The organism is Chitinophaga jiangningensis, assembly GCF_900142605.1.
In the GTDB taxonomy this organism is placed as follows: domain Bacteria; phylum Bacteroidota; class Bacteroidia; order Chitinophagales; family Chitinophagaceae; genus Chitinophaga; species Chitinophaga jiangningensis.
Window position 1 is genome coordinate 466,543 of the sequence record NZ_FRBL01000002.1, and the last position, 24,390, is coordinate 490,932.

Sequence of the window (24,390 nt, forward strand, 5' to 3'; positions counted from 1 at the left end):
GTGGCAGGGGCTATCTGACATGAATCACTTCATTCATCAGGTAGCCTTTTCCATTGAAATGAATGTAGAGCGGATAACCGAGGTACCAGGGTATGCCCGGTTGCTTAAAATGTACTTGAATATGTAAATGTGGTTCCGTGCTAAAGCCTGAATTCCCGATACAGGCCAGCGGTTGACCTGTTACCACTTCCTCCCCTTCGTGCACGATCACACTGTTCATACGGAGGTGTCCCATAAAAATATAGCTGTTGGGCGTTTCCAGCAGTACCTGGTTTGTGTTTTTAGGTCCCCGCTTCATGTTGGGCGGAATATTATCCGGGTTATTCCCATAAGCCCTTACCACGCGGCCATTGCAGGGGGCATATACGGTATCCCCAAAAATTTCATAGTCATTTAATTTTTTTGAGAAGATACGATTTGCCCTTCCGCCGAAGTCGTTCAGTTTTACAATATCCATGGCGTATACCGCACCGCGTAAGCTGAAATGAAACAGGTTGGTAGGCAGCCCTTTTCCCCCCTGTAACACAAAGTAGTTCCCCTTTTTAAACGGAAAGGTTAAGTTAATTACATCCGGTTTTCCGGTAGTGCCGGTAAAATAGAGTATACTCAATACCGTTAGGAGGCCGGTAAAAAACAGGTTCAGCGTTACCTTCCACCGGGCTACCGGCGGCAGTTGCCAGTTTTTTTTCCGGAAGAAGATCAATGCCAGCGTGAGCAGCAGTAGTATCCCAAACGCATAGCCAGCATAGATGGTGAGGTACACCCAGCTACCGAAGAGATATAGAAAAACGCCAAGAGACAAGCCTGCCAGCAGCGTGCTGTAGGAGGCTGACAGCGGGCGGTTGCCCGACTTCCATATAAGCCGGATACTGAAAAAGGCCAATAGTAACGTAATTCCAAGCAGCAGGTAGATGATCATCGGCGGCGTTAACTTTACTGCAAAATATCAATATTTTTCTCCACGGCGAAGTACCGTAATAATTATGTAACATTGCAATGATAGTACCAATCTACGATGGAAAAGCATATTCAAACCGATTCGGGCATTAACATTGCACCTGTATACACCCAGGAAGTGCCCATGCATGAACTGCCAGGGGAGTTTCCTTTTACCAGGGGCATACATGCCACCATGTATCGCGATAAACTCTGGACCATGCGCCAATACGCTGGTTTCAGCACGGCAGAAGCATCCAATGAACGTTACCATTACCTGCTTAGTCAGGGTGTAATGGGGCTCAGCGTGGCCTTTGACCTACCCACCCAGATCGGGTACGACTCCGACCATGCCATGTCCGAAGGGGAAGTAGGAAAAGTAGGTGTGGCCATTGATTCGCTGGAAGATATGGAGCGGTTGTTTAAAGGCATAGAGCTGGAAAAAATTTCCACTTCCATGACCATCAACGCTACCGGCTTTATCCTGCTGGCACTCTACATTGCACTCGCTAAAAAACAGGGTGCCGATCTGAAAAAGATTTCCGGCACCATCCAGAATGATATTCTAAAAGAATACGCAGCCAGAGGCACTTTCATTTACCCGCCAAAGCCCTCTATGCGTATCATCACAGATATATTTGATTATTGCAGTCGCGAAGTACCTAAGTGGAATACCATTTCCATTTCCGGTTATCACATCCGCGAGGCCGGCGCTAATGCGGTACAGGAGTTGGCTTTCACCCTGTCTAACGGGAAGGCCTATCTGAAAGCGGCACTCGACAAAGGCCTCGATATCAATGTATTTGCCAAGCGACTCTCCTTCTTCTTCAACGCGCATAACCACCTGTTTGAAGAAGTGGCGAAGTTCCGCGCGGCCAGGCGTATGTGGGCACAGATCACCACTGAGCTGGGCGCCACTGATCCTAAGGCACAGATGCTGCGTTTCCACACACAAACCGGTGGCAGCACGCTCACCGCACAGCAGCCGCTCAACAACATTGTACGCGTAGCTATTCAAACGATGGCAGCCACCATGGGCGGTACGCAGTCGCTCCACACTAACGGTTACGACGAAGCACTTTCCCTGCCTACAGAAGAAGCGGCACGCATTGCGCTGCGTACCCAACAGATTGTGGGATATGAAAGCGGCATTCCTGACACCGTAGATCCTCTGGCAGGTTCGTTCTATGTAGAAGCACTCACTAACGAGGTGGAAAGCAAAGCCTGGGAACTGATTCAGAAAATAGATGCCATGGGCGGCGCTGTGAGCGCCATTGAGCAAGGATTTGTGCAGGATGAGATTGCAAAAAGTGCTTACCGCTACCAGAAAGAAATTGAAAGCAACGAGAAAATAATCGTGGGCGTGAATAAATTCACCTCCACGGATAATAATCCACCGGAAGTTTTCCGGATAGACGACAGTATACGCAGGGTACAATCGGAGCGACTGGCAGACCTCCGCAGCCGCAGAAACAATGAGGCTGTAAATGTACTGCTGGCACGCATCCGCGCGGCAGCACATACTACCGAAAACTTAATGCCTATCGTAGTGGAAGCAGTGGAAAACCTGGCTACCCTCGGCGAAATTGCCGATGCCCTCCGGGCCGAATGGGGAGAATATCATTAAGGAAAAAAATATTTAATATTAAATTTGCGACACAAAATAACTGCATAACTTGATTTACCGTAATACTTGTCCGCTTTGTGGTTCTTCTCAGATTCATGAAGTATTAACTGCAAAAGACTACACTGTATCTAAAGAAACCTTTGGTATCTGGCACTGCGGCACCTGTACCGGCCGCTTTACCCAGAATGTACCTGACGGCGCCAATATTGGCCGCTATTATCAGTCGCAGGAATACATCTCCCATTCTGAAACTAAAGAAGGATTAATCAATCGTTTATACCACAGCGTTCGTAAAATCACCCTGCGCTCCAAACAAAACTGGGTACGTAATGCCACCGGCATGAAAACAGGTTCGGTACTGGATATCGGCAGCGGCACCGGTGCATTCCTGCATTACATGAAAACCGGCGGCTGGACGGTAACGGGCCTGGAACCGGATGAAACTGCGCGTCATAATGCGAAACAGCTGTACCAAATTGAAGCACTGCCGGTTGATCAGCTGTTCCATTTACCCCATAAACAATATGATGCCATTACCATGTGGCATGTAATGGAGCATGTACATGAACTCCATGCTTACATCAAACAAATACGTCAGCTGGTGAAGCCGGAAGGAGCCATCCTGATTGCAGTGCCTAACTACACTTCGCTGGATGCTGATTTCTACAAACAATACTGGGCAGCCTACGATGTGCCACGTCACTTATATCACTTCTCTCCCACTTCCATGGAGCAGCTGCTGGCGTACCATGGTATTAAAGTAGTGAAGAAACATCCGATGGTGTTTGACGGCTTTTATGTGAGCCTGCTGAGTGAGAAGTATAAAACCGGGAAGAGTAGGTTGTTGCAAGGTTTCATTCATGGATTAAGGAGTTATCGGAGGGGATTGAAGCAGGTGGACAGGTGTAGTTCGATTGTGTATGAGTGTAGGTTATAAGCTTTTTTTAAGCAGGACCGAAGGTCCTGCTTAAAAAAAGAGAGGTTCCCCCGGCGGGGGAACCTCTCTTTTTTACATTATAAATGATCAATTCACCAATTTCATCTCCTCCACCAGTCGCGTGCAACCCGCAAACTTATCCACGATGAACAGCACATACCTGATATCTACCATGATATTCCTACAGATAGAAGGATCATAGTTAATATCGCTCATGGTACCTTCCCAGGTACGGTCAAAGTTTAACCCGATCAGCTGACCATAAGCATTCAGGGCAGGACTACCGGAGTTACCACCGGTGGTGTGATTAGAGGCGATAAAGCATACCGGCATACGACCGTTTACACCATACTTGCCGTAGTCTTTTTTCTTATAGAGTTCTATCAGTTTTGCCGGTACATCAAATTCATAATCACCCGGAATATATTTTTCCATTACGCCATCCAGCCAGGTATAGTAGTCGTATTCCACTGCATCCTTAGGGCTGTAACCATCTACTTTACCATAGGTAACGCGGAGGGTACTGTTGGCATCCGGATAGAAATTTTTCTTTCCTTCAAATACATCCATCTGGGCTTTCATGTACGTGCGCTGACGTTTGTTGATATCCAGCTGCAGCGCATTGAGAGTAGGCGCTACCTGGTTAGCGAAGCCTTCGCGGAGGAAGATGGCCAGTTGCACGGCAGGGTCGTTGACCGCCTGCTGCATCATTTGCTCAAATGGTAACTGCGCCAGCGCATTTACTTTATCGAAGCTGGTGAATGCGGAGGTAGCATATACGTAGTCCGCCAGTTTGCGGCTGTCGCCATTATACTTTTTCCAGGAGGCGTTGAATTTTGCGTCGCGGAATTTTTCCGGTACTTTGTTAACGTAGATATCCATCAGGCTGATGAATACATCTTTATCCACCCCGGCATTGAAGTTGGCGTAAAATGCTTTGATAGTATTCTGGAAGTCGGTGCGGGCTTTCGCATAGCCGTCCGCGTTACCTTTTTGCTTTTCAGCATTGTCGGTATACTCCAGAAATTTATCGATGGCGGAATAGATTTCAGCGTTTTTGGTAAGCTCACTGTAATAATCGCGGGCCTGTGCATATGGATTGATCTGCACGTAAAGGGCATTCAGCGTATCCAGCACGCCGGCATATTGTTGTTTCAGTGCAGGGTTAGCATTCAGCAGCCTGTTATATTCCACTTCATAGCGCTGTTTTTTACCAATGCCATCGGTTTTTTTGATACCCAACATTTCGCCCTGCCATTTTTTCCAGTAGTTGGCGGTAGAAGCGAATTTGGCTGCATATTGAATTTTGATCTGCTCATTTTTACGCATGTAGCCATCAATAATTTTGAGGGCGGCATCGCGCATTTCCACTTTTGCGAAATCCAGGACCTCTACGGTCTGTTTTACCGCCTCGGAAGGGAGATACTCCATTGTGCGGCCAGGAAAGCCCATTACCATGGTAAAATCGTCTTTTTTGACGCCTTTCATGGAGATTGGCAGAAAGTATTTAGGTTTTAACGGCACATTGTCTTTGGAATATTCCGCCGGCTTACCATCTTTCCCGGCATAGATGCGGAACATGCTGAAATCGCCCGTATGACGCGGCCATACCCAGTTGTCGGTATCTGAACCGAATTTACCGATGGAAGATGGCGGGGTACCTACCAAACGTACATCCTTATAGGTTTCGGTGACAAACAGGTAGTATTTATTGCCTTCGAAGAAAGGTTTAATCATTACATCCTGCCAGGATTCGCGCTTGGCGGACTTTTTAATTTCCGCCAGCTTTTGGTCGATTACTGATTGCCTTTCTGTTTCGGACATCGCTTTGGTAACACCTGCGGTTGCCTCTTTGGTAATATCATCTATCCGAACGATGAAAGTAGCGGTGAGACCTGCATTGGGCAGTTCCTCCGCAAAGGTTTTGGCCCAGAAGCCATTTTCGAGATAGTTATTTTCCAGTGAAGAATGCTTCTGGATGGAGCCATAGCCACAATGGTGGTTGGTCAGTATCAGTCCCTGGGAAGATATTACCTCCGCTGTGCAAAAACCACCGAAACTTACAATAGCATCTTTGAGACTGCCTTTATTGATATTATAGATATCTGAGGCGTTGATTTTCATACCCATACCCTTCATCTCCTTCTCGTTGAGATTAGAGAGCAACTGCGGTAACCACATTCCCTCAGTAGCATAAACGTGCTGCGACAGTACGATCAGTACCAGCAACAGGCTCGACTTCACCGATTTTAACAACATATCTGATATTCTTTTAATAAAGCTGGCAATTTACATCATTCATCGACATAATCCCCCGGTTTGAAGAGTTATTGACAGATAATTGGCCAGATTGAGCCAAATTTCAGTAGCGTATTTAAATTCTGTCGTGCATGATCCGCTTAAAATCTTCTGTCGTTCTCTCTCACCTGACCGGGTGGCTGATCCTGGTGTGCCTGTCGCTGTTTTTCATCAGCGGGCAGTCAGACGATGATCGCGCCTGGACAGTGCTTTGCTCTCCGGAGTTTTTTATTTTCATCTTCACCTATTCCTCCCTGTTTTACTTTCATACGAATTTCCTGTTTCCACAATTATTTTTCCGGAAGCATCACCTGCTGTACTTTTTTTCGCTGCTGTTACTGCTGCTGATGGTGAACCTGATGCAGCCGTTTGATCACCTGTTCCGGCGCTTTACGGGCCCGCATATGCGCATGCCTATACCCCCCGGGCCGCCGCCCATGCCGCATCTGCCCATGCACCTGCATATGGACTATTTCAGCCTGTTTCTGTTTATGCTCACCATTGCGTTGAGTGTAGCCATTGAAACTACACACCGGTGGCGGCAAACAGAAAAACGTGCCTTGTATGCCGAAACCCGGAAAACGCAGGCCGAGCTTTCGTTCCTGAAAGCGCAGATCAACCCGCATTTCCTGTTTAACACGTTAAATAATATTTATTCCCTGGCTATTACCCATAGTGAATATGCCGGACCAAGCATTATGAAGCTCTCTAACATGCTGCGGTATGTTACGGAAGAAAACAAAAACTATGTACTGCTCCAGGGCGAAATTGCCTGCCTGCACGATTACATCGACCTGCAGCGGCTGCGCCTGAGTAAACAAACGTCCGTTGGCTTCGTCGTTTCGGGGGAAGCCAGCTTTAAGTGTATTGCGCCACTGGTGTTGTTGCCGTTTATCGAGAATGCATTTAAATATGGCATCAGCAATCATGAATCCAGTGCGATCAATATCTCCTTAAATATTGAAGAGGATGCCGTGCACTTTGACTGCACCAACAGGATCTTCCGCATGGGCCAACCGGAAAACCGCATGGGTATTGGCATTTCCAATACCATTCAGCGACTCGATCATCTCTATCCGGAAAGATATTCACTCATCACCGAAGAAGTGGACGGATACTACCATGTTTCATTAAAACTGCAGGGATTGTATGGGGATAAAATTCGTAGCGATCGTGGAAACCGATCAACAGGGGAACTGTATTGACAAAGGATAATTAAAGGGAGGCGCAGCACTCTTTGTGCTCGACAGATTTACACCCAAAATATGATAAGGGGTAAACCCTGGCTGCACCTCCCGGGAAGTTTTACCGCAAATAATTTTTGCGGGCAACGCCAGGCCTGGGGCCCGGCGTTACGCTTTTACCCGGAATCAATACCGGTATAAATGAGTTAAGAAGATGATACCTTATTGATACAGGTATTTCAGTGCAATCACGTCGTTAGCGTTGAAGGTACGGTTGCCACCATTGGAGCAGGCCAGCATCCAGGAGTTAGGATCAGGTGTGCCAGGAGTTCCCGGGATCTGAATAGCACCTACACCGGCAGCGCCTTCGTTGGTAGCAGTTCCGCCGCAGCTATAGGAACGGTCCATATAGTCGGTATGACGCATACCCAGGCAGTGACCGATTTCATGCTGAATTACAGAACCAACATACAATACATTTGGATTGCTACCGTAAGCATACTGGTTTGTGTTCATCAGGATTTTGCTGTAAGGGTTACCTGCGTTGGTAGGGAAGCCGGAAGAACCTAAGGTGATGTAACCACCACTTGGTCCCTGGTTGAAGCCCTGAATAGTGATGTTTGCAGAACCAGAAGTTACACGCTGGAAGGTAAGGCGCAGTCCCAGTCTGTTATAACGGGCAATTGCCGTGTCGGTACCTGCGATAAATGCAGTTCCTAAACCAGTCACTTTAATTTTGATTACACGTGGCAATCCGGATACGAGGTTAGTAGTGCGGTACTGTTCAGTTTGTGCCACCTGTAAGGTAGGACCACTAACTTTTTCCTGCAGCTGAGCATGAGAGAGGAAGATATCGCCTTCCACAATCACACCACCGTCAGTACTGTGAACATTGTTCGTAGAAAAGCCATAGGCTTTGATTTGGGCTAACACATCTTCAGAAACTTCCTGCGGTTTAGCGTCTGTGTTTGTGTTACTTTTTTGACAGGACACAACGGCTACAATAGCCATGAGGGCAAATAAAACACTAAGTGTTTGTTTTTTCATAGACTCAGATTTTGGGTTTTTAGAATAAAAAATATCGTCTCTCCTAGTTTTTCACATAGTATTTCCAGGATAATGCTTTAGGCATCATCTGCATTTACTCCGCGCTGCGCGCGGCTTCCGTAACCACGATAGCATACGCTGGTAAAGGTATACTACCCTTCCCTACTGCAGCGTGATTAGCGTGTATCGTTATGAAACTAACATTGATGGTAACTCGGTGATTGCTATAGTTTAAGGTGCATACTTGTTGTAGGCAAGTAAAGGCTCTCAGTTTTTCTCATAGCAAAACTACAGCTCACGAGGAGGCTTCCATAAACGGCAGTTTTCTTAATGATTGGTGATGATTTACGAGGCCGGTATTAACCGGTATTATTCAGATTTGCTCTTCAGATTAACTTACTAATTATCGTGCGATCCAGCTCAGATTTTGTTGAAGTTTTTCATTTACAACTTACTTATTCAATATTACAACTTTCGTTTTATTTAAAAAAAACATTTTGCAAAACTCTTTAGAAAAAAATTGGACCAAACAATTTATTGCAGTAGATTAGAAAGTCTGTTGCCATTCTAAACGCAATATTTCGCCTTGTCCCGCATGAACCACTATTTACCCAAACTCATTCTGCTATTCACTTTGCTGTTTTGCTGCCGCAACATTTCCGCGCAGCAGTTGTTGCCTGCAGACAGTGTGCGGTACCGCTATGGCTTACAACCGATTGCCGAAACGCAAACAAAAACATCGGCTGAAAACTGGCTGGTGATTTTTAAAAAAACGGTGTCGCCGCAGCGACTCGAAGCTTATGGCCTGCGGAAAATAATCAATGCGAAAGCCTTCATCGTTCATCAGCAAATCCCTGAAAATGAATTAACAAAACAACTCGCTTATCAGGGCCCTGCCAACTTCAACTGGAAGGCCAGTGAAGTACTACTGCAGCAGTTGGAAAAATCAGCTGACACAGATAGCATCACCGTCCGGGTAAGTATTAAACAGGACCTGCCGGCGGTACCTTATATTACGGTTATTAGTATAAGGAGAGATTATAATATTGCAATGGTGAAGCTGCCCGTAAAACAATGGTCCTCTTTTATAGCGGATACCCTGATCGTGTTTGCGGATAAGCCGCGAAAGGCACTGACGGAAATGATTCTGAACGGCGCCAATCCATATATAAACCGCATTAACATCGCACAGGAAAAATTTCCCGGCATCGATGGAAAGAGTATAGCCGTAAGCGTTAAAGAGGATAAGTTTGATACTACCGACCTCGACTTTGCCGGTCGCATCATCTATAACCCTGACGCCTCTACGAATGTGACCTCCCATGCTACCACCATGGCTACCATTATTGCAGGAGCCGGCAACACCGGCGCACTTGGCCTGGGAGCCGCGCCCGCAGCGGGACTCAGCAGCTCCAATTTCAACATTACCCTCCTGCCTGATACGGCCACGTATTACCGTAAGTATAACATCTCCCTGCAAAACCACTCTTATGGTACTGAAATAGAAAATTTTTACGGTCCCGATGCCGCCGCCTATGATAAACAGATTTACGAATCGGATACCCTTGAACATGTGTTTTCCGCAGGGAATATAGGCGGACAGCCATCCAACTCCGGCATCTACCAGGGATTGATTTACGCCAACCTCACCGGTAATGTAAAGCAGGCTAAAAACCTGCTGGTGGTAGGTGGTACAGACGCTGCCGGTAACTTCATCTCCCTTTCCAGTCATGGCCCCGCCTACGACGGGCGCATCAAACCGGAACTCTCCGCCTTCGGGCAGGATGGCACCTCCGGCGCAGCGGCCACCGTTACCGGCATCAGCACCCTGTTGCAGGACTACTGGAAACAGCAAACCTTTACGCCCATGCCTTCGGCATTGCTGAAGGTAATCCTGCTTAACAGCGCCGGCAGGGCCACCGGTACCGGCCCGAATTATAAGTCCGGATACGGTAGTGTAAATGCCCTGCACGCCCTGCAAACGCTGAAAGACAAGCATTTCGGCAATGGCAGTACCACGGGCAACAACAGCACCAGCATCGACCTGAATATCCCCGACAATATACAGGAGCTGAAAGTAACCCTTTACTGGAACGACTTACCTGCTTCTGTTAACGCGACCAAAGCCCTTGTAAACGACCTTGATTTACGTGTAACCGGCACCGATGGTAATTTATATCTCCCCTGGATATTAAACCCGGCACCGGACTCACTGGCAGTTCCGGCTAAACGAGGCAGGGATACGCTCAATAATATAGAACAGGTTACCATTACCAATCCAGCTGCCGGCACGGCACGCATCCATATCAGCGCCGGCCAGCTACGCGGTACACAAACCTGGTACTATGCGTACGAGCTGGTACCCAAATCCACCTTCGCCTGGCATAACCCCGACGCCCAAACGATTTTTGAAGCCAATACCAATGTGGATCTCTATTGGGAAAGCACCTACACCGGCAATGGCAATGTGCAGTACTCGCTGGATAGTGGGGCCACCTGGCAAACGGTAGTAACGAATTATCCTGTCAGCAGCGGTTACCTGGGCTGGTATGTACCTGCCACCTTCAGCAAAGCGATGCTGCGTTTTCAGCTGCCAGACACCAGTTTCACCAGTCCGCCCTTTATTATTTCGCCGAAAGTGACCATACAAACCGGCTTCAACTGCGCCGACAGTACCTTCATTTTCTGGGACAACCTGCCGAACGCCGTACAATACAATATTTATAACATGGGCAAAACCCGGCTACAGCCATATCAGCAAACAGCTGATACGTTCCTGTTTATCGCCAAAGCCCAACTCAGCTCCAGCAACTTCGCCGTTAGTCCGGTGAGCGCCGCTGGATGGGAAGGGCTCCGCAGCTATACGGTGGACTTCACCACCCAAGGTGTGGATTGCTATGTAAAAAGCCTGATAGCTGATAAAACCACTGATAACGCCGTACAGCTGACCCTCAACCTCGGCAGCACCTACCAGCTGAAGGAAGTGGTATGGCAGCGCTATAACGGCAAATCGTGGGATAACCTGCAAACCACCCCTATAACCGGCTCCCTGCTGTATTATTATACCGATCCGAATACCTGGGAAGGATTAATGTACTACCGGGTACAGCTGAATACCTTTGATGGCAGGGCGTTCTACTCTGGTATCTCCACTGTGCAGATCTTTAAAACGGATAACATCATGGTGTTTCCTAACCCGGTGGTGAATACGCTGGGTATTATGGACCCGGTGGTAAGGGAGCGACAGGTGGTGATCACCGACATGAGTGGTCGGGAACGGATGCGGGTAACGATTACAGATAGTTTGGCGGGGATTGGTATGTCGCAACTGCCGGCTGGCGTCTATAATTGTACGATCTATTATAACGGGCAGCGGATATATAACAGAAAGTTTGTGAAATTATAATAAACATGACACCTTCGGTGTCATGGGGATGGTTGGGTGCCGTGCGCGGCACAGCTTTAGCCATCAACAAAAAAAGCCCTCGCGGATGCGAGGGCTTATTCATCTATATGCTTAATTAAAGTAATTCTCGATGAATGTCGATTACAGGTGAATTGCTTCGCCGTAAGCTACTTCGATAGCGTCTTTTACTGATTCGCTCATAGTTGGGTGCGGGTGGATAGAATCCAGCACTTCCTGGTAAGTAGTTTCCAGTTTACGTGCCACCACTGTTTCAGCGATGATTTCAGTAACGTTAGCACCGATCATGTGCGTACCCAGCCACTCGCCGTATTTAGCGTCGAAGATCACTTTTACGAAACCTTCTGTAGCGCCGGCAGCAGTTGCTTTTCCGGATGCAGAGAATGGGAATTTACCCACTTTCACTTCGTAACCAGCTTCACGGGCTGCTTTCTCGGTATAACCTACAGAAGCTACTTCAGGCGCGCAATAAGTACAGCCCGGGATGTTCATGTAGTCGATAGTAGCAGGTTTGTGAGCGTATTTTTTCTCGTTGTAAGCCAGTGCTTCCACGCAAACGATCGCTTCTTTGGAAGCAACGTGTGCCAGTGCCTGACCAGGAACCATGTCGCCGATAGCGTAAACGCCAGGAACGTTGGTTTGGTAGTAACCGTCTACTACAACGCGACCTTTATCAGTTTTAATACCCAGTTGTTCCAGGCCGATGTTTTCGATGTTAGCAGCAATACCAACAGCGCTCAGTACAACATCAGCTTCGAGGGTGATTTCACCGGTAGCGGTTTTAACTTTCGCTTTAACGCCGTTACCAGTAGCTTCTACAGCTTCTACAGAAGAGTTGGTCATGATTTCGATGCCTTTCTTCTTGTAGATTTTTTCCAGTTCTTTGGAGATATCTTCGTCTTCTACCGGAACGATGCGAGGCATGAATTCAACGATAGTAACTTTAGTACCGAGGGTAGCGTAGAAATAAGCGAATTCTACACCGATAGCGCCAGAACCTACAACGATCATGGATTTAGGCTGTGTAGGCAGCGCGAGTGCTTCGCGGTAGCCGATCACATTTTTACCATCGATTTTCAGGTTAGGCAGTTCACGTGCACGTGCACCAGTTGCCAGGATGATGTGTTTTGCATCATATACGGTAGCTTTACCATCTTTATCGGTAACTTCTACCTGGCCTTTGGATTTGAGTTTTCCATTGCCCATGAGCACATCAATCTTGTTCTTTTTCATCAGGAACTGTACGCCCCTGCTCATTTTATCAGCAACGCCACGACTACGTTTGATTACTGCCGGGAAGTCCACCTGTGCATCAGCAACGGTGATACCATAGTCTTTAGAGTGCTGCATATATTCCAATACCTGTGCAGATTTCAGTAATGCCTTAGTAGGAATACAGCCCCAGTTTAAACAGATACCACCCAGGTTTTCTCTTTCCACGATAGCGGTCTTAAATCCCAGCTGTGAAGCACGGATAGCAGCCACATATCCGCCGGGCCCACTACCAATTACGATAACGTCGTATGCCATATTGTTTAATTTTTATAAAACTTGCCAAAGGTAGAAATTAATTATTGAATTCCACATCCGGAATTAATTATCGCAGATCTACCACTTCCACACCCGGATATTTCTTAGGGTCGAAAAGGAATGTTGCGTCAGTTACAGCCGCATTTGGCGTAAAGTTGGTGATTTCGTAAGTATAACGGTTGCCATTTTTCTCGAAAACCTTCATTTTCGCGATATTCTGGGCTTTTTTGTCCACTGACACGATCACCTTGAAGATGTTCTTGGACTTGTCGGTAGGCGTCATTTCAACGTTCTGCAGCACCTTACCCTTTTCGGTAGTTTCCGGTGTCAGGCGGTACAGGAAGTCTTTATCATAAAAATTGGTAAACAGCTTGGCAGGGGTGATAGCGCCGCTGCTTTGATCTACGTTATTGATGGTAACCTCGTTTACATCTTTTGCGTAGGTCCAGGAAGTTTTATTATCGCTGATAATCTCCTGGCCGTCCATGGTTACCTTGTATTTGGAACCTTTCATGTATACGGTGCCTTTCTTGGAATCGGCCACGCTGTTGTTGGCACCTTCCACTTTCAGCACAAAATTAGCGACTACGGACTTCAGGGTTTTGAACCTGGAGCTGACCCCATCCAGTACGGTTTTAGCTTTAGGATCGCTCACCTGTTTGGTTTGCGCCATACCGCTGAAAGTGATTCCGCTCAGTAACAATCCTGTTAATACATATTTCTTCATCGTAGTTCTTTTTTTAATTTACCCCCGTATAGTCAAAAGCTATGCCGGCAGGGCTGGTTGTGTCATTTGAGTGCCCAAAATTCGTATAATTCTGCGAAAAGCACCCTCATATTTGATTTTTTGGTAATGATTATAACAAATCATTAAGAATTTCCTGGAGGTCTGCATCGGTTTTCACCAGCACTTCCCTGGCCTTACTACCCATGTTAGGCCCTACGATACCGGCGGCTTCCAGCTGGTCCATTAGTCGCCCGGCCCTGTTGTAACCCAGTTTCATGCGGCGCTGCAGCAAGGAGGTAGATCCCTGCTGGGTTTGCACGATCACCTGTGCGGCCTCTTCGAACAGCGGATCACGGTCGCTCAGGCTTAGCTCGCGGCCGTCCGGATCTTTGTCATCCACATATTCCGGCAGCAGGAACGCATCAGGGTAGCCTTTCTGGTTACCGATAAACTCTGCCACGCTCTCCACCTCCGGCGTATCCACAAAGGCGCATTGCAGCCTTACCAGCTCTCCGTTAAAGGATACCAACATATCCCCCTGCCCAATCAGCTGCTCGGCACCACCAATGTCCAGGATGGTACGGGAGTCGATTTTAGAAGATACCTTAAAGGCGATACGTGCCGGGAAGTTGGCTTTGATGGTACCGGTGATAATGTTTACGGACGGGCGCTGGGTAGCAATGATCAGGTGAATACCTACGGCGCGCGCCAGCTGTGCCAGTCGCGCAATCGGCATTTCCACCTCTTTACCTGCCGTCATGATCAGATCCGCAAACTCATCCACCACCAGCACAATAAACGGCAGGTAGCGGTGGCCTTTCTGCGGGTTGAGGCGGCGCTGGGTAAACTTGCTGTTGTATTCCCTGATATTACGGGTACCGGCTTCCTTGAGCAGGTCGTAACGCAGGTCCATCTCAATACACAGGGCATTGAGGGTATGAATTACTTTCTTGGTATCGGTAATAATGGCATCGTCTTCTCCCGGTAATTTGGCCAGAAAATGTTTCTCTATCAGCTTGTAGAGCGAGAGTTCCACTTTTTTCGGGTCCACCAGTACGAATTTCAGCTGGGAAGGATGCTTTTTATACAGCAGGGAAACCAGCAGGGTGTTGATACCTACGGATTTACCCTGACCGGTGGCACCGGCCATGAGCAGGTGCGGCATTTTGGCCAGGTCGGCAATGAAGTTTTCATTATCGATCTTTTTACCGATGGCGATCGGCAGGTCCATGGTGCTGTTCTGGAATTTTTCGGAGGCCAGCAGGGCTTTCAGTGATACAATCGACTTCTTCACATTAGGCACCTCGATACCGATGGTACCTTTACCCGGAATAGGGGCAATGATACGGATACCCAGGGCGGACAGGCTCAGCGCAATATCGTCTTCCAGGTTTTTGATCCGGGAGATACGAACGCCCGCTGCGGGCACAATCTCGTACAGGGTCACCGTTGGCCCTACTGTGGCGCTGATCTTCTGAATAGAGATATCGTAGTTCTTCAGCGTATCGATGATCTGGTTCTTATTCTTTTCCAGTTCGGTGGTGTCCTGCACAATCACTTTATCAGCGTTGTGGTTCTCCAGCAGGTCCAGTCCGGGGAAGCGGTAGTTGCTCAGGTCCAGCGACGGGTCGTACGGGTCTACCGGTACGGCTTCCCGCACGGGTACTATCTCTTCTCCCTCATCTTCCTCATCACTATAGGTGGGCTTGATTTCAAAGGCTACTTCATCCGTATTGTTTTTCTTTCTGGATGGCGGTTCGGCCGGCAGGTCCAGGTCCCGGGCCTTTTCCACGGACTCGTCGATATAGAGCAGCGGGCCGGCGGCTGCGAGCTCTTCTTCCGTGTAGTCTTCATCATCTTCCAAAGTTAAATGCTCAGGCTCCGGAGCTGACAAAGGCACTACGGGTGCATGATGGGCCGGGATGACGGTGATATCTTCCTTTTCTACCAGCTGCATTGGAGGCAGTTCTTCCTCCTCTTCTTCTGCTGTGGGCGGTATCACCATCACGCCTGCATTATCTTTCAGGCCATTGCTTTTTTGTTGGGGAGATGTCAGGGGCTGTTCGGCAGCAGGTACGATGGGACTCACTGCCGCCGCGGGCACAGGTACCGGCTTAGGCGGTTTGGGTTTACTTTCCGGCCATTTGAAATCAAAATTGAATTTCCATATCAGCCAGGAGAAGCCCAGCACCAGCAGCAGCAGGGCGGTTCCGGTTTTACCAACAAACCCGGAGGTCCATTTGGTGAGTGCGTTGCCCACGGCGCCGCCGAATGGGAATTCCGCACCAAATGACAGGAACGACATCGACATACTGATGAACAGTAAGCCGAATAAAATATACTTCACGTTGCGCCATACACGAAATACGCGGCGGCCAACGATAAAATTCACGCCGATGATAAAAAAGAAATAGCAGAAGAGATAGGAAGCGATGCCAAAGCCATTGTAGAAAAAGCCATGGGAAACAAAGGCGCCGAGGCGGCCCAGGAGGTTATCAACGCTTACATCTCCAAAGAATAATTCACGGGTAGAATAGCGGTTAACTTTATCAAAATCTTCTTCCCAACTGAAAATATAGGAAGTGAAGGCGATGAAACAATAGATAGATAGCAGCAAAAAGAACACACCCATCACTTTATGGGTACGCTCATCCTTCACCAGCTCCTTCACTTTTACATCCGCCTCTTTATCTTTCTTCAACACTTCAGGGTTGGGGGCTGGAGTGGCTTTGGCTTTTTTGCTCTCCGGTTTTTCGGTTTTCAGTTTATTCTTGGACATAATTTCTTTCAAAGTTGTGACTACCTGCCCACCGGCGGCAACTGTAATATCCAGTGCGCGATGAATTCCGGTACCAGGGGGTCAATGGTTTGCTCCAGTGTCGCATATTCCTCGGCATCGCATGTTTTGCAGGACTGAAACAGGTGATTTAAACCTGCAAATTTGCGAATGGTAACCATCATATTGCCATTCTCGATTAATCCTCTTTCCAATCCTTTCAGATTGGGCTCTGCCAGTACTACTTCATCCATTGCGCCATTAACAGCCATGAACGGGCATTGGATTCTTCTAAGATATGATACTGGTTTATAACGTAATATAGATAACATTTCCGGACTAACGATATCTGCGCCTGAAAATTGCTCCTTATCAGTAGCATCTTTCAGTTCAGCAGGCAGGCTGTCGTAGATATGTTCCAATGCTAATTTCGCATCTGCACGGGTAGCAGCCAAAGGTTTTTCTGCCAGCAGGGCATCCCAGTATGGCTTCATGCGGGCGTTTGCCGTGGCATATTCATCGTCTGACATACCCATCGCCCGGGCTGCGGTTAATTGTTGCTGCTCCCACCATTCCATCCCATTCACGCCTATGCCTGCCATGGAAATTACAAATGCAATGGTCGGGTTATCAGCGGCGAGGATCTGTGCAGATGCTGCACCGGCGCCATATCCGAGTACACCAATGCTATGCGGGTCTACATCTCTCCTTGATTTTAAATATCTGACCGCAGCTGCTGCATCCCTTGCCGTACCATGGATATCCACGGAATCGGCATTGCCTCCGGAACCTCCTACCCCACGTTTATCAAAGCGCAGTGTAGCGATCCCATTCTTTGCAAAATAATCCGCCATCACCAGGAACATTTTATGGTAGCTCACTTCATTGTCCCTGTTCTGCGGACCTTCTCCGGGAATCATCACCATCACCGGATAATTTGCCGTAAAGCCCGATGGCCTTACAAAAGTACCTGCCAGCCTTACGCTATCCGCATCATTCCTAAACGATACTTCTTCCGTATTGTAGGCATACGGAGGCTTCGGCTCCTGCGGACGCGGGTACAACGCTGCCTGTTTAATTTCTTTATGAGTTAACGTTACATCCTGATTAATATTTCCCCAGATGAGTTTTCCGGAGATATTATCTGCGTCAGGATTTACTTTCCCGATATACACCAGGTCCGCTGTGTGGAGGCGCAGGAACAGGATGCCGGCATTCAGACTTACAGAGTCCAGGTTTTTGATTTCCGGAGATTTATCTGGAAAAGCAATGGTACCGGTGAGTTTACCGGTGCGGGGTGTAAGATTGATTACTACTCTGAGGTGCTCATTGTTGGCATTTACCACACCATACCAGCGGCCTGTCATCTTTTCTGCCTGTTGGGCAAAAGATACCTGTGCAGTCGCCAGTATCATCATCCACACTAATAGAAGTCTTTGCATCCTGAATGTTTTCTGTGACACCTTCGGTGTCAGGCGTTTGATTTTTTTCACGCAAAGCAGCATAAGCGACATAAGCAGCAAAGGCCTGCCTTTTGTTATTTTACGAATATTTGCGAATAGCGCAGGACTGCGGGCCCTGCGCTATTCGCAAAAGCCCGGATGCCGAAGGCATCCGGGCTTTTGCGAACTATGACTTAATCTTTAATACAGAAAGTAACAACAGCACCCAACCTACGATGAAAAACACGCCACCGATTGGTGTGATAATCCCGAGTTTGGAAAGCCCTACCGTTTCGGTTGCCTTCATCATGGTGAGCAGGTAGAGTGAACCGGAGAACAGGAAGATACCGATAATGAAGCATCTGCCGGCCCAGAGCATTTGAGCGCCTGGTGCCTGTGCAAAAAGGATACCGGTTGCGAGCAATGCAAATACGTGATAGAACTGATAGGTAACGCCAGTCTGAAAGGTCCCTACTGTTTCAGGAGGTACCAGCTCTTTGAGCTTATGTGCGCCAAACGCGCCCAAAACTACTGCCAGGGCTCCCAAAGCCGCCGCCCAAACTAAAAAACTCTTATGCATGGTCTATATTTTTGGTAAATGTTTCCAGGGAAATATCATCCGAAGCGATGATATGCTTTGACTGCTGGTAGAACGGCAGGCGCTCGGCCAGCTTTCTTTCCACGAATACGGCCAGCTCTTCATCATCCAGGTCCTGGATCAGCGGGCGCTTGGCCTTTTTGCGGGAGAGTCGCTCCACCATGGTAGGCACCGAAGGATTGATCCAGATGGTGATACCACGCTCGTTCATGAAATCCATGTTGTCTTCAAAACAAGGCGTGCCGCCACCACAGGAGATCAGGAATTTATCCTGCTTTGACAATTCACGCAACAACATACTCTCCTTTTCCCGGAAGTAGTCTTCCCCTTTGGTAGCAAAAATATCGCTGATGGCCATTTCTTCTGCCTCTACAATCACATCGTCGAGGTCATAAAAAGGCAGGTCCCACACATCGGCGAGTTGTTTACCCCAATAAGATTTGCCGGCTCCCATAAAACCGAGTAAGAATATTTTCATATTAACGGTACAGTTATGAATTAGTTTGACTTTCAGCAACCGGATGTGTCCATGCCAGGCATAGGTCGTTCTCCAATATATATTGCAAATATAGTTGCGTATTTGTATCCGGCTTCACAAAATTGGCGGTAATAAATCCGGCCGGCATAAAGGGGAAAGGCTGTAAGCGCATATTCTCCCGGAAATCAACACTGCCGAGGCCGTACCACTTGAACATGGCCTCTTTGACGCTCCAGCAAATGGTTTGGTGTTTCAGTGTATTCACCGGGTCAATGAACGCCTGCTCTTCGGGCGACAGGAACTTAGGCGCTACTTTACCGATCTTCGGCTGCACCCCTTCAATATCAATCCCAACGGCACCTTTACGGCTCACGATGGCGGCGGCATAGTCGCCACAATGGGAAATAGAGAAATGAAAACTGCCACAATGTAATACAGGCTTGCGCGTGTCGGCCACCACTACCTCGTCCAGGGGAAAATCCGGGAACAGGGTGATGAGGAGCAAACGACCTGCATAATGCTGTAAACGCTTATGGGGGTGGTGTATGGCCCTGCTAATGGTTATTTTCTCCTGGAAGAAGGCTTCTTGTTCACTAATTTTCCACAACCCAAGCCTGGTGTCCGGATCAATTTGTATGGTACGTATTAATGGCATATCTTGCCAAATTAATAGAAAAAAGGTGAAAAAAAGCGCAATCCCTGCCGGTATTAGCTTTTCTTTAACCGCTTTTTACACCAATCCGAATTACTAACAGCTAAAGCAAACACCTAGCACATGATTTTGTCAGACAAACGCATCTTGGAGGAAATTGAGAAAGGCACGATCGTGATTTCTCCGTTCGACAGGAAGTACCTTGGCACCAACTCTTACGACGTACACCTGGGCAAATACCTCGCCACCTACAAGAACCGCGTATTGGATGCACGCCAGCACAATGAAATTGAGCATTTTGAAATTCCTGAAGAAGGCTTTGTGCTGCAACCTGGCACCCTCTACCTGGGTGTAACCGATGAATACACTGAAACACACGCGCACGTGCCTTTCCTGGAAGGTAAATCCAGCACCGGCCGTTTGGGGATTGATATCCATGCTACTGCCGGTAAAGGGGATGTGGGCTTCTGCAACACCTGGACACTGGAAATTTCCTGTGCACAACCGGTACGCGTATACGCAGGTATGCCGATTGGTCAGCTGATCTACTTTGTGGTGGAAGGCGATGTGGAAACTTTCTATAACAAGAAGGGGAATGCGAAATATAACGGTCGTACCATCAGGCCTGTGGAGAGCATGATGTGGAAGAATGAGTTTTAATAGCTGCATCATATAAATGAAAGCGGTTGCATATGGTATGCAACCGCTTTTTTGTTTTGGGATGATACCTTCGGTATCATCCCGGGGGAGCCGCGCTGCGCGCGGTGGCTGCCATTGCTTGCCGACCTGTTCATCATTCGTGTGTGGGTTGGACAGCGCTAAGCGCCGCGTTTAATCGGCTGTCAAAGGCACACGATTAAACGACATAAGTCACTTCATGCGCCTCCGTTTGGCCTGGCACTTCCAGCTTACGCATCAGCTGCCGCAGCGCCTTTTCGGGAATAGCATATTTCCGTTGCGCATTCTGCTTCAACAGCTTATCTGCCGGCACTTCCACATATACAATAGTTACATGTGCATGATAGGTCATGCATAAGCTCACCAGCTGCTGCCGCATTTGGCGGGTGATATTGGTGGCATTCCACACAAAGTTTTTACCTGCGCGCAGGTAGGCCCTCGCCTGCTCTTTCGCTTCCTGGATAATGGTACCATTGGCACTCTTGTCTGTCGGGTCTACTTTCTTTTCCCTGCGGAGGTTATCGGGAGATACCATTGCCCACTCCTTGTAGTTGCGCTGTACATAAGTATCTTTCCCTGCACCCGGCAGGCCACTCATCAGTATCACCTCACTGCCTGCAACCGGGAACGGTACATAGTCAGGCGCCACCTCCTCTTTTGTGAGGTAGTTCATTTTCGCGGCAGCTGTTTCAAAGGCTTTGGGCTGGCCCCAGCATTGCTGCTCACGGGCAAGGGCCTCGAAGCAGTCGATACGGTACAGCAACTCCTCCTGGTCATTACAAATGCGCCCGAGCACATCCGCACGGGCCAGCGTAGCCAGCATGGCAGTATCTACGTCCAGGCTGGCGCTGATCAGGGCTTTTACCGGATCAGGCTTATCAAACACCCATAGGGGCAGGCCATGGTAGCGTATCAGCCAGGAGATCTGCTCGCGGATGGCAAATGGCGTGGGTATTTCCTCAAAGAGGATGTTGCGGGCCGTCATGGCACCGCGGCGGGCATGGCCCGGCGACACAATACTGCCGTCGTCCAGCGTTTCGGTGGTGCTAAACTTTTCCACGTCGTGGAGCAGCGCAGCGGCCCAGAGCAGTTCCTGCTGCTGAGGCGGCAGTTGCTGCCAGGCAGGCAGCTGCATTAAGGCTTCCACCACCATGCGGGTGTGGATGCCCACATTCCCTTCTGCGTGGTGAATGGGACTTTGCGGCACATTGTCCATGCGACTGATCCAGTAATAGTGATCGTGCAGGTGCGCCCAGGATTTATTTTTATCGATGGTCCACATAGTTACCTCCTTCATGATTCAGCCGGGCCCTGCGCCAGTGGCGGGTCCAGTGCTGATCGGTTTTTACGTGTCCTTTTCTTACATATTTAAACACGTTGTTAGCAAATTCACTTACCGGGTAGCCGTTGGCGTTACGACTCACCAGGCCTTCCATGGTGGTAGGTAGGCCGGTCACGGTGTCGTAAGGATCAAAGCTGCCCCTGCCCTGTACCAGCTGCAGTGTATCCTGTTCGAACGCTTCGCGTGTAGCCGGTGGCGTTACCACCGCTACTACCGGTACGGTTGGCAGGTCCAGCATATTGGCGTAAAACACGGTTTCTTCCCAGCTAAGCCAGCGCTCCTGCTCCCGGATGCCAAACACATAAAAGTGATGGTCCAGGTTTTTGTACGCAATAGAATGTATGGCGTACAGGTTTTCCAGGAAGATTTCAAGGTCGCCGAGGTCGTGCCGCACCTGGTTCCAGTAAGTGCGGATGGAGGCTGTCCACGCCGATGTAGTGGGCGCTGCATGTGAGCGCGCAAAAACACCGTGGCGGGAGAGACAGTTATTTTCTCCATCCAGTTTCTCCGTATGAATAATTTGCGGGATCTGCTGTAATGCATCCCAGTAGTTATATTGAATACGATCGTCGCTGGTGGTACCGGGAGAAAACGGGTAATGCCAGGTACGGCCGTACTTTTGTGAAATTGCCATGATGAGCGGTTGGTGTAAACAATAAGATCACAGGCCGCTTCCGGAAGGAAACGACTAAGGCTGGAAATTAATATGCCTGCGATATTACATGGCTCAAAGTTTTGCTATTTTATATTTAAATGCGGTGCAAAAATACAGAAAAAAACCATCCATGTATAACATCCCCTGCCGCATTGGGCAAAAATAGTATCTTACAGGACAACGTTTAACATACTGCAATGAGAAACATCTTACTATGCGCAGCTGCAGCGGCATCCCTCGCTGCCTGCAACAATGGCAACAGCACGGGTAAAGGTACCGGTGTGGACAGTGCCGTCAACCAGGCATTTGCCGCTTATCAGCAACATTTTATTGATGACCTCTGGAAGGAGAACCCAGGCTGGGCTACCAGTGTAGGATATCATAAATACGACAGTGTACTGGTGGTACGCAACGAAGCTGCCACGCAGGCTTCGCTCGCATTCAGCGCCCGCCACCTCGATTCGTTGAAAACGTTTCACCTCGACCAGCTCACCGATGCCAATAAAATTGACTATCATTTGATGGAGGACTATCTCAACTCCAATGTGTGGTCCATTAAAGAACTGAAATCAAACGAGTGGGACCCTTCTGAATTCAATATCAGCGGTGGTTTTGCAACTATACTCAATGAAAATTATGCGCCGCTGGAGAGCAGGCTGCGTAGTTTTTATGCGCGACTCAAAAATGTTCCTGCCTATTATGAAGCGGCTAAAGCGCAGGTAAAGGACCCGGTGCCGGAGTTGCAGCAGCTGGCCATTGCGCAAAATAATGGCGGCGCTTCCGTATTTGACAAGGACTTCGTAGACTCTCTCAAAAGCACCAATTTTTCTGCCGAAGAAAAGAAAGCGATGACTGCCAGCGCACAAGCTGCAGCTGCTGCTATGCGTGGTTATGCCAACTGGCTCAGCGCACTGAAACCTGCCCATCCACGCAGTTTCCGCCTCGGTAAAGATTTATACGATCAGAAGTTCAGGTATACCGTTCAATCATCCTATACTGCTGCACAGATTTATGACAGCGCCATCGTTCGTAAAAAATATGTACATGGCGAAATGACGAGGATCAGCCGTGAACTCTGGCCTAAATATTTTGGTAATGCCCCTATGCCGGCTGATTCACTGGAGTTGATCGGACGTATGATTGATACCTTGAGCGTACAACACGTTAAGCCGGCTGAATTCCAATCTGCCATAGAAAAACAAATTCCTGAACTGGTGAAGTTCATTAAAGAAAAGGACCTGCTCTACCTTGATCCAAGCAAACCGCTGGTGGTGCGCAAAGAGCCCGCATATATGGCTGGCGTGGCTGGTGCTTCCATCAGTGCTCCCGGCCCGTACGATAAAGGCGGCAATACCTATTACAATGTTGGAAGTCTGGAAGGCTGGTCTGCTGTGGAATCAGAAAGTTACCTGCGTGAATACAACCATTACATCATGCAGATACTGGATATTCACGAAGCTATTCCCGGACATTATACCCAGCTGGTTTATTCCAATCAGTCGCCAAGCCTGATTAAATCTATCATGGGCAATGGTGCTATGATTGAAGGCTGGGCGGTATACACCGAGCAAATGATGCTGGAAAGTGGCTATGGCAACAATGCACCTGAGATGTGGCTGATGTGGTATAAATGGAACCTGCGTACAGTTTGTAATACCATCCTCGATTACAGCGTGCATGTGAATAATATGAGTAAGGAAGATGCGTTGCATCTGCTGACAAAAGAAGCGTTCCAGCAACAGGCCGAGGCAGAAGGAAAATGGCGCCGGGTAACGGTTTCGAGCGTGCAACTTACTTTTTATTTTACAGGTTATAAAGAGATTATAGACCTGCGTGAAGCGTATAAAAAGAAAATGGGTAACGACTATAAGCTGAAAACATTTAATGAGAAGTTTCTCAGTTATGGTAGTGCACCGGTGATGTATATCAGGCAGCTGATGTTACAATAATTTTTTTGGTCGATGCCTTAGGCATCAGGTGAAGAGGTCCCGAGCTGTGTGCGGGGCTGCAAAAAAAAGGCCGGTACCATTGGTTACCGGCCTTTTTGTGATTATAGGAG

At 48.3% G+C, this 24,390-nt stretch carries 18 protein-coding genes; 6 read left to right on the plus strand and 12 right to left on the minus strand.

Going from position 1 to position 24,390, the window contains the following annotated elements; all coding sequences use genetic code 11:
• Nucleotides 1–10: 10 nt before the first annotated feature.
• Complete coding sequence (locus tag BUB18_RS06475; RefSeq protein ID WP_073079185.1) at nucleotides 11–919, minus strand: M23 family metallopeptidase; 909 nt, start codon at nucleotides 917–919, stop codon at nucleotides 11–13.
• A 96-nt stretch (nucleotides 920–1,015) separates the two neighbouring features.
• On the opposite strand from BUB18_RS06475, the gene BUB18_RS06480 reads away from it, so the two are divergent.
• Both BUB18_RS06480 and BUB18_RS06485 read left to right on the plus strand, forming a co-directional pair.
• The gene (locus tag BUB18_RS06480) at nucleotides 1,016–2,563 is read left to right on the plus strand and encodes an acyl-CoA mutase large subunit family protein (RefSeq protein ID WP_073079186.1); all 1,548 of its coding nucleotides are present in this window, start codon (nucleotides 1,016–1,018) and stop codon (nucleotides 2,561–2,563) included.
• A 49-nt stretch (nucleotides 2,564–2,612) separates the two neighbouring features.
• The gene (locus tag BUB18_RS06485) at nucleotides 2,613–3,500 is read left to right on the plus strand and encodes a class I SAM-dependent methyltransferase (RefSeq protein WP_143159852.1); all 888 of its coding nucleotides are present in this window, start codon (nucleotides 2,613–2,615) and stop codon (nucleotides 3,498–3,500) included.
• A gap of 87 nt (nucleotides 3,501–3,587) precedes the next feature.
• Here the strand turns inward: BUB18_RS06485 and BUB18_RS06490 are convergent, their stop codons facing one another.
• A complete protein-coding gene (locus BUB18_RS06490; protein ID WP_143159853.1) occupies nucleotides 3,588–5,759 on the minus strand; it encodes a S46 family peptidase in 2,172 nt (723 codons plus the stop codon).
• Between the two features lie 131 nt (nucleotides 5,760–5,890).
• Between BUB18_RS06490 and BUB18_RS06495 the strand changes: the two genes are divergently transcribed.
• On the plus strand, nucleotides 5,891–7,003 hold the full coding sequence (locus BUB18_RS06495; protein WP_073079190.1) for a sensor histidine kinase: 1,113 nt from the start codon (nucleotides 5,891–5,893) through the stop codon (nucleotides 7,001–7,003).
• Nucleotides 7,004–7,204: 201 nt separating this feature from the next.
• Here the strand turns inward: BUB18_RS06495 and BUB18_RS06500 are convergent, their stop codons facing one another.
• Nucleotides 7,205–8,029, minus strand: a complete 825-nt coding sequence (locus tag BUB18_RS06500) for a M57 family metalloprotease (RefSeq protein WP_073079191.1) — start codon at nucleotides 8,027–8,029, stop codon at nucleotides 7,205–7,207.
• 595 nt (nucleotides 8,030–8,624) lie between these two features.
• Between BUB18_RS06500 and BUB18_RS06505 the strand changes: the two genes are divergently transcribed.
• Complete coding sequence (locus BUB18_RS06505; RefSeq protein ID WP_073079193.1) at nucleotides 8,625–11,435, plus strand: S8 family peptidase; 2,811 nt, start codon at nucleotides 8,625–8,627, stop codon at nucleotides 11,433–11,435.
• A gap of 141 nt (nucleotides 11,436–11,576) precedes the next feature.
• Here the strand turns inward: BUB18_RS06505 and lpdA are convergent, their stop codons facing one another.
• The 7 genes from lpdA to BUB18_RS06540 form a co-directional block, all read right to left on the minus strand.
• Nucleotides 11,577–12,983 carry a dihydrolipoyl dehydrogenase gene (lpdA, locus tag BUB18_RS06510; protein WP_073079195.1) on the minus strand — a complete coding sequence of 469 codons (1,407 nt, stop codon included), beginning with the start codon at nucleotides 12,981–12,983 and terminating at the stop codon, nucleotides 11,577–11,579.
• Between the two features lie 67 nt (nucleotides 12,984–13,050).
• Nucleotides 13,051–13,710: an outer membrane lipoprotein periplasmic chaperone LolA1 gene (locus tag BUB18_RS06515; protein WP_073079196.1), complete on the minus strand. Its 660-nt coding sequence runs from the start codon at nucleotides 13,708–13,710 to the stop codon at nucleotides 13,051–13,053.
• Nucleotides 13,711–13,840: 130 nt separating this feature from the next.
• Nucleotides 13,841–16,489: an FtsK/SpoIIIE family DNA translocase gene (locus BUB18_RS06520; RefSeq protein WP_073079198.1), complete on the minus strand. Its 2,649-nt coding sequence runs from the start codon at nucleotides 16,487–16,489 to the stop codon at nucleotides 13,841–13,843.
• 20 nt (nucleotides 16,490–16,509) lie between these two features.
• Nucleotides 16,510–17,928 carry an alpha/beta hydrolase family protein gene (locus BUB18_RS06525; RefSeq protein WP_178372096.1) on the minus strand — a complete coding sequence of 473 codons (1,419 nt, stop codon included), beginning with the start codon at nucleotides 17,926–17,928 and terminating at the stop codon, nucleotides 16,510–16,512.
• A gap of 187 nt (nucleotides 17,929–18,115) precedes the next feature.
• Nucleotides 18,116–18,508 (minus strand): DUF423 domain-containing protein, encoded by a 393-nt coding sequence (locus BUB18_RS06530; RefSeq protein ID WP_073079202.1) that lies wholly within the window; start codon nucleotides 18,506–18,508, stop codon nucleotides 18,116–18,118.
• Nucleotides 18,501–19,004, minus strand: a complete 504-nt coding sequence (locus tag BUB18_RS06535; protein ID WP_073079204.1) for a shikimate kinase — start codon at nucleotides 19,002–19,004, stop codon at nucleotides 18,501–18,503. The genes BUB18_RS06530 and BUB18_RS06535 overlap by 8 nt, the downstream gene beginning before the upstream one ends.
• A gap of 13 nt (nucleotides 19,005–19,017) precedes the next feature.
• On the minus strand, nucleotides 19,018–19,659 hold the full coding sequence (locus tag BUB18_RS06540) for a 4'-phosphopantetheinyl transferase family protein (RefSeq protein WP_073079205.1): 642 nt from the start codon (nucleotides 19,657–19,659) through the stop codon (nucleotides 19,018–19,020).
• Nucleotides 19,660–19,779: 120 nt separating this feature from the next.
• Here BUB18_RS06540 and dcd point away from each other — a divergent pair, with 120 nt between their 5' ends.
• Nucleotides 19,780–20,316 (plus strand): dCTP deaminase, encoded by a 537-nt coding sequence (dcd, locus tag BUB18_RS06545; RefSeq protein ID WP_073079207.1) that lies wholly within the window; start codon nucleotides 19,780–19,782, stop codon nucleotides 20,314–20,316.
• Nucleotides 20,317–20,512: 196 nt separating this feature from the next.
• On the opposite strand, the gene BUB18_RS06550 is transcribed toward dcd, so the two are convergent.
• Both BUB18_RS06550 and BUB18_RS06555 read right to left on the minus strand, forming a co-directional pair.
• The gene (locus BUB18_RS06550; RefSeq protein ID WP_245805620.1) at nucleotides 20,513–21,631 is read right to left on the minus strand and encodes an AAA family ATPase; all 1,119 of its coding nucleotides are present in this window, start codon (nucleotides 21,629–21,631) and stop codon (nucleotides 20,513–20,515) included.
• A complete protein-coding gene (locus BUB18_RS06555; protein WP_073079210.1) occupies nucleotides 21,600–22,310 on the minus strand; it encodes an RNA ligase family protein in 711 nt (236 codons plus the stop codon). The genes BUB18_RS06550 and BUB18_RS06555 overlap by 32 nt, the downstream gene beginning before the upstream one ends.
• A 218-nt stretch (nucleotides 22,311–22,528) precedes the next feature.
• Here BUB18_RS06555 and BUB18_RS06560 point away from each other — a divergent pair, with 218 nt between their 5' ends.
• Nucleotides 22,529–24,280, plus strand: a complete 1,752-nt coding sequence (locus tag BUB18_RS06560; protein ID WP_073079211.1) for a DUF885 domain-containing protein — start codon at nucleotides 22,529–22,531, stop codon at nucleotides 24,278–24,280.
• Nucleotides 24,281–24,390 lie beyond the last annotated feature (110 nt).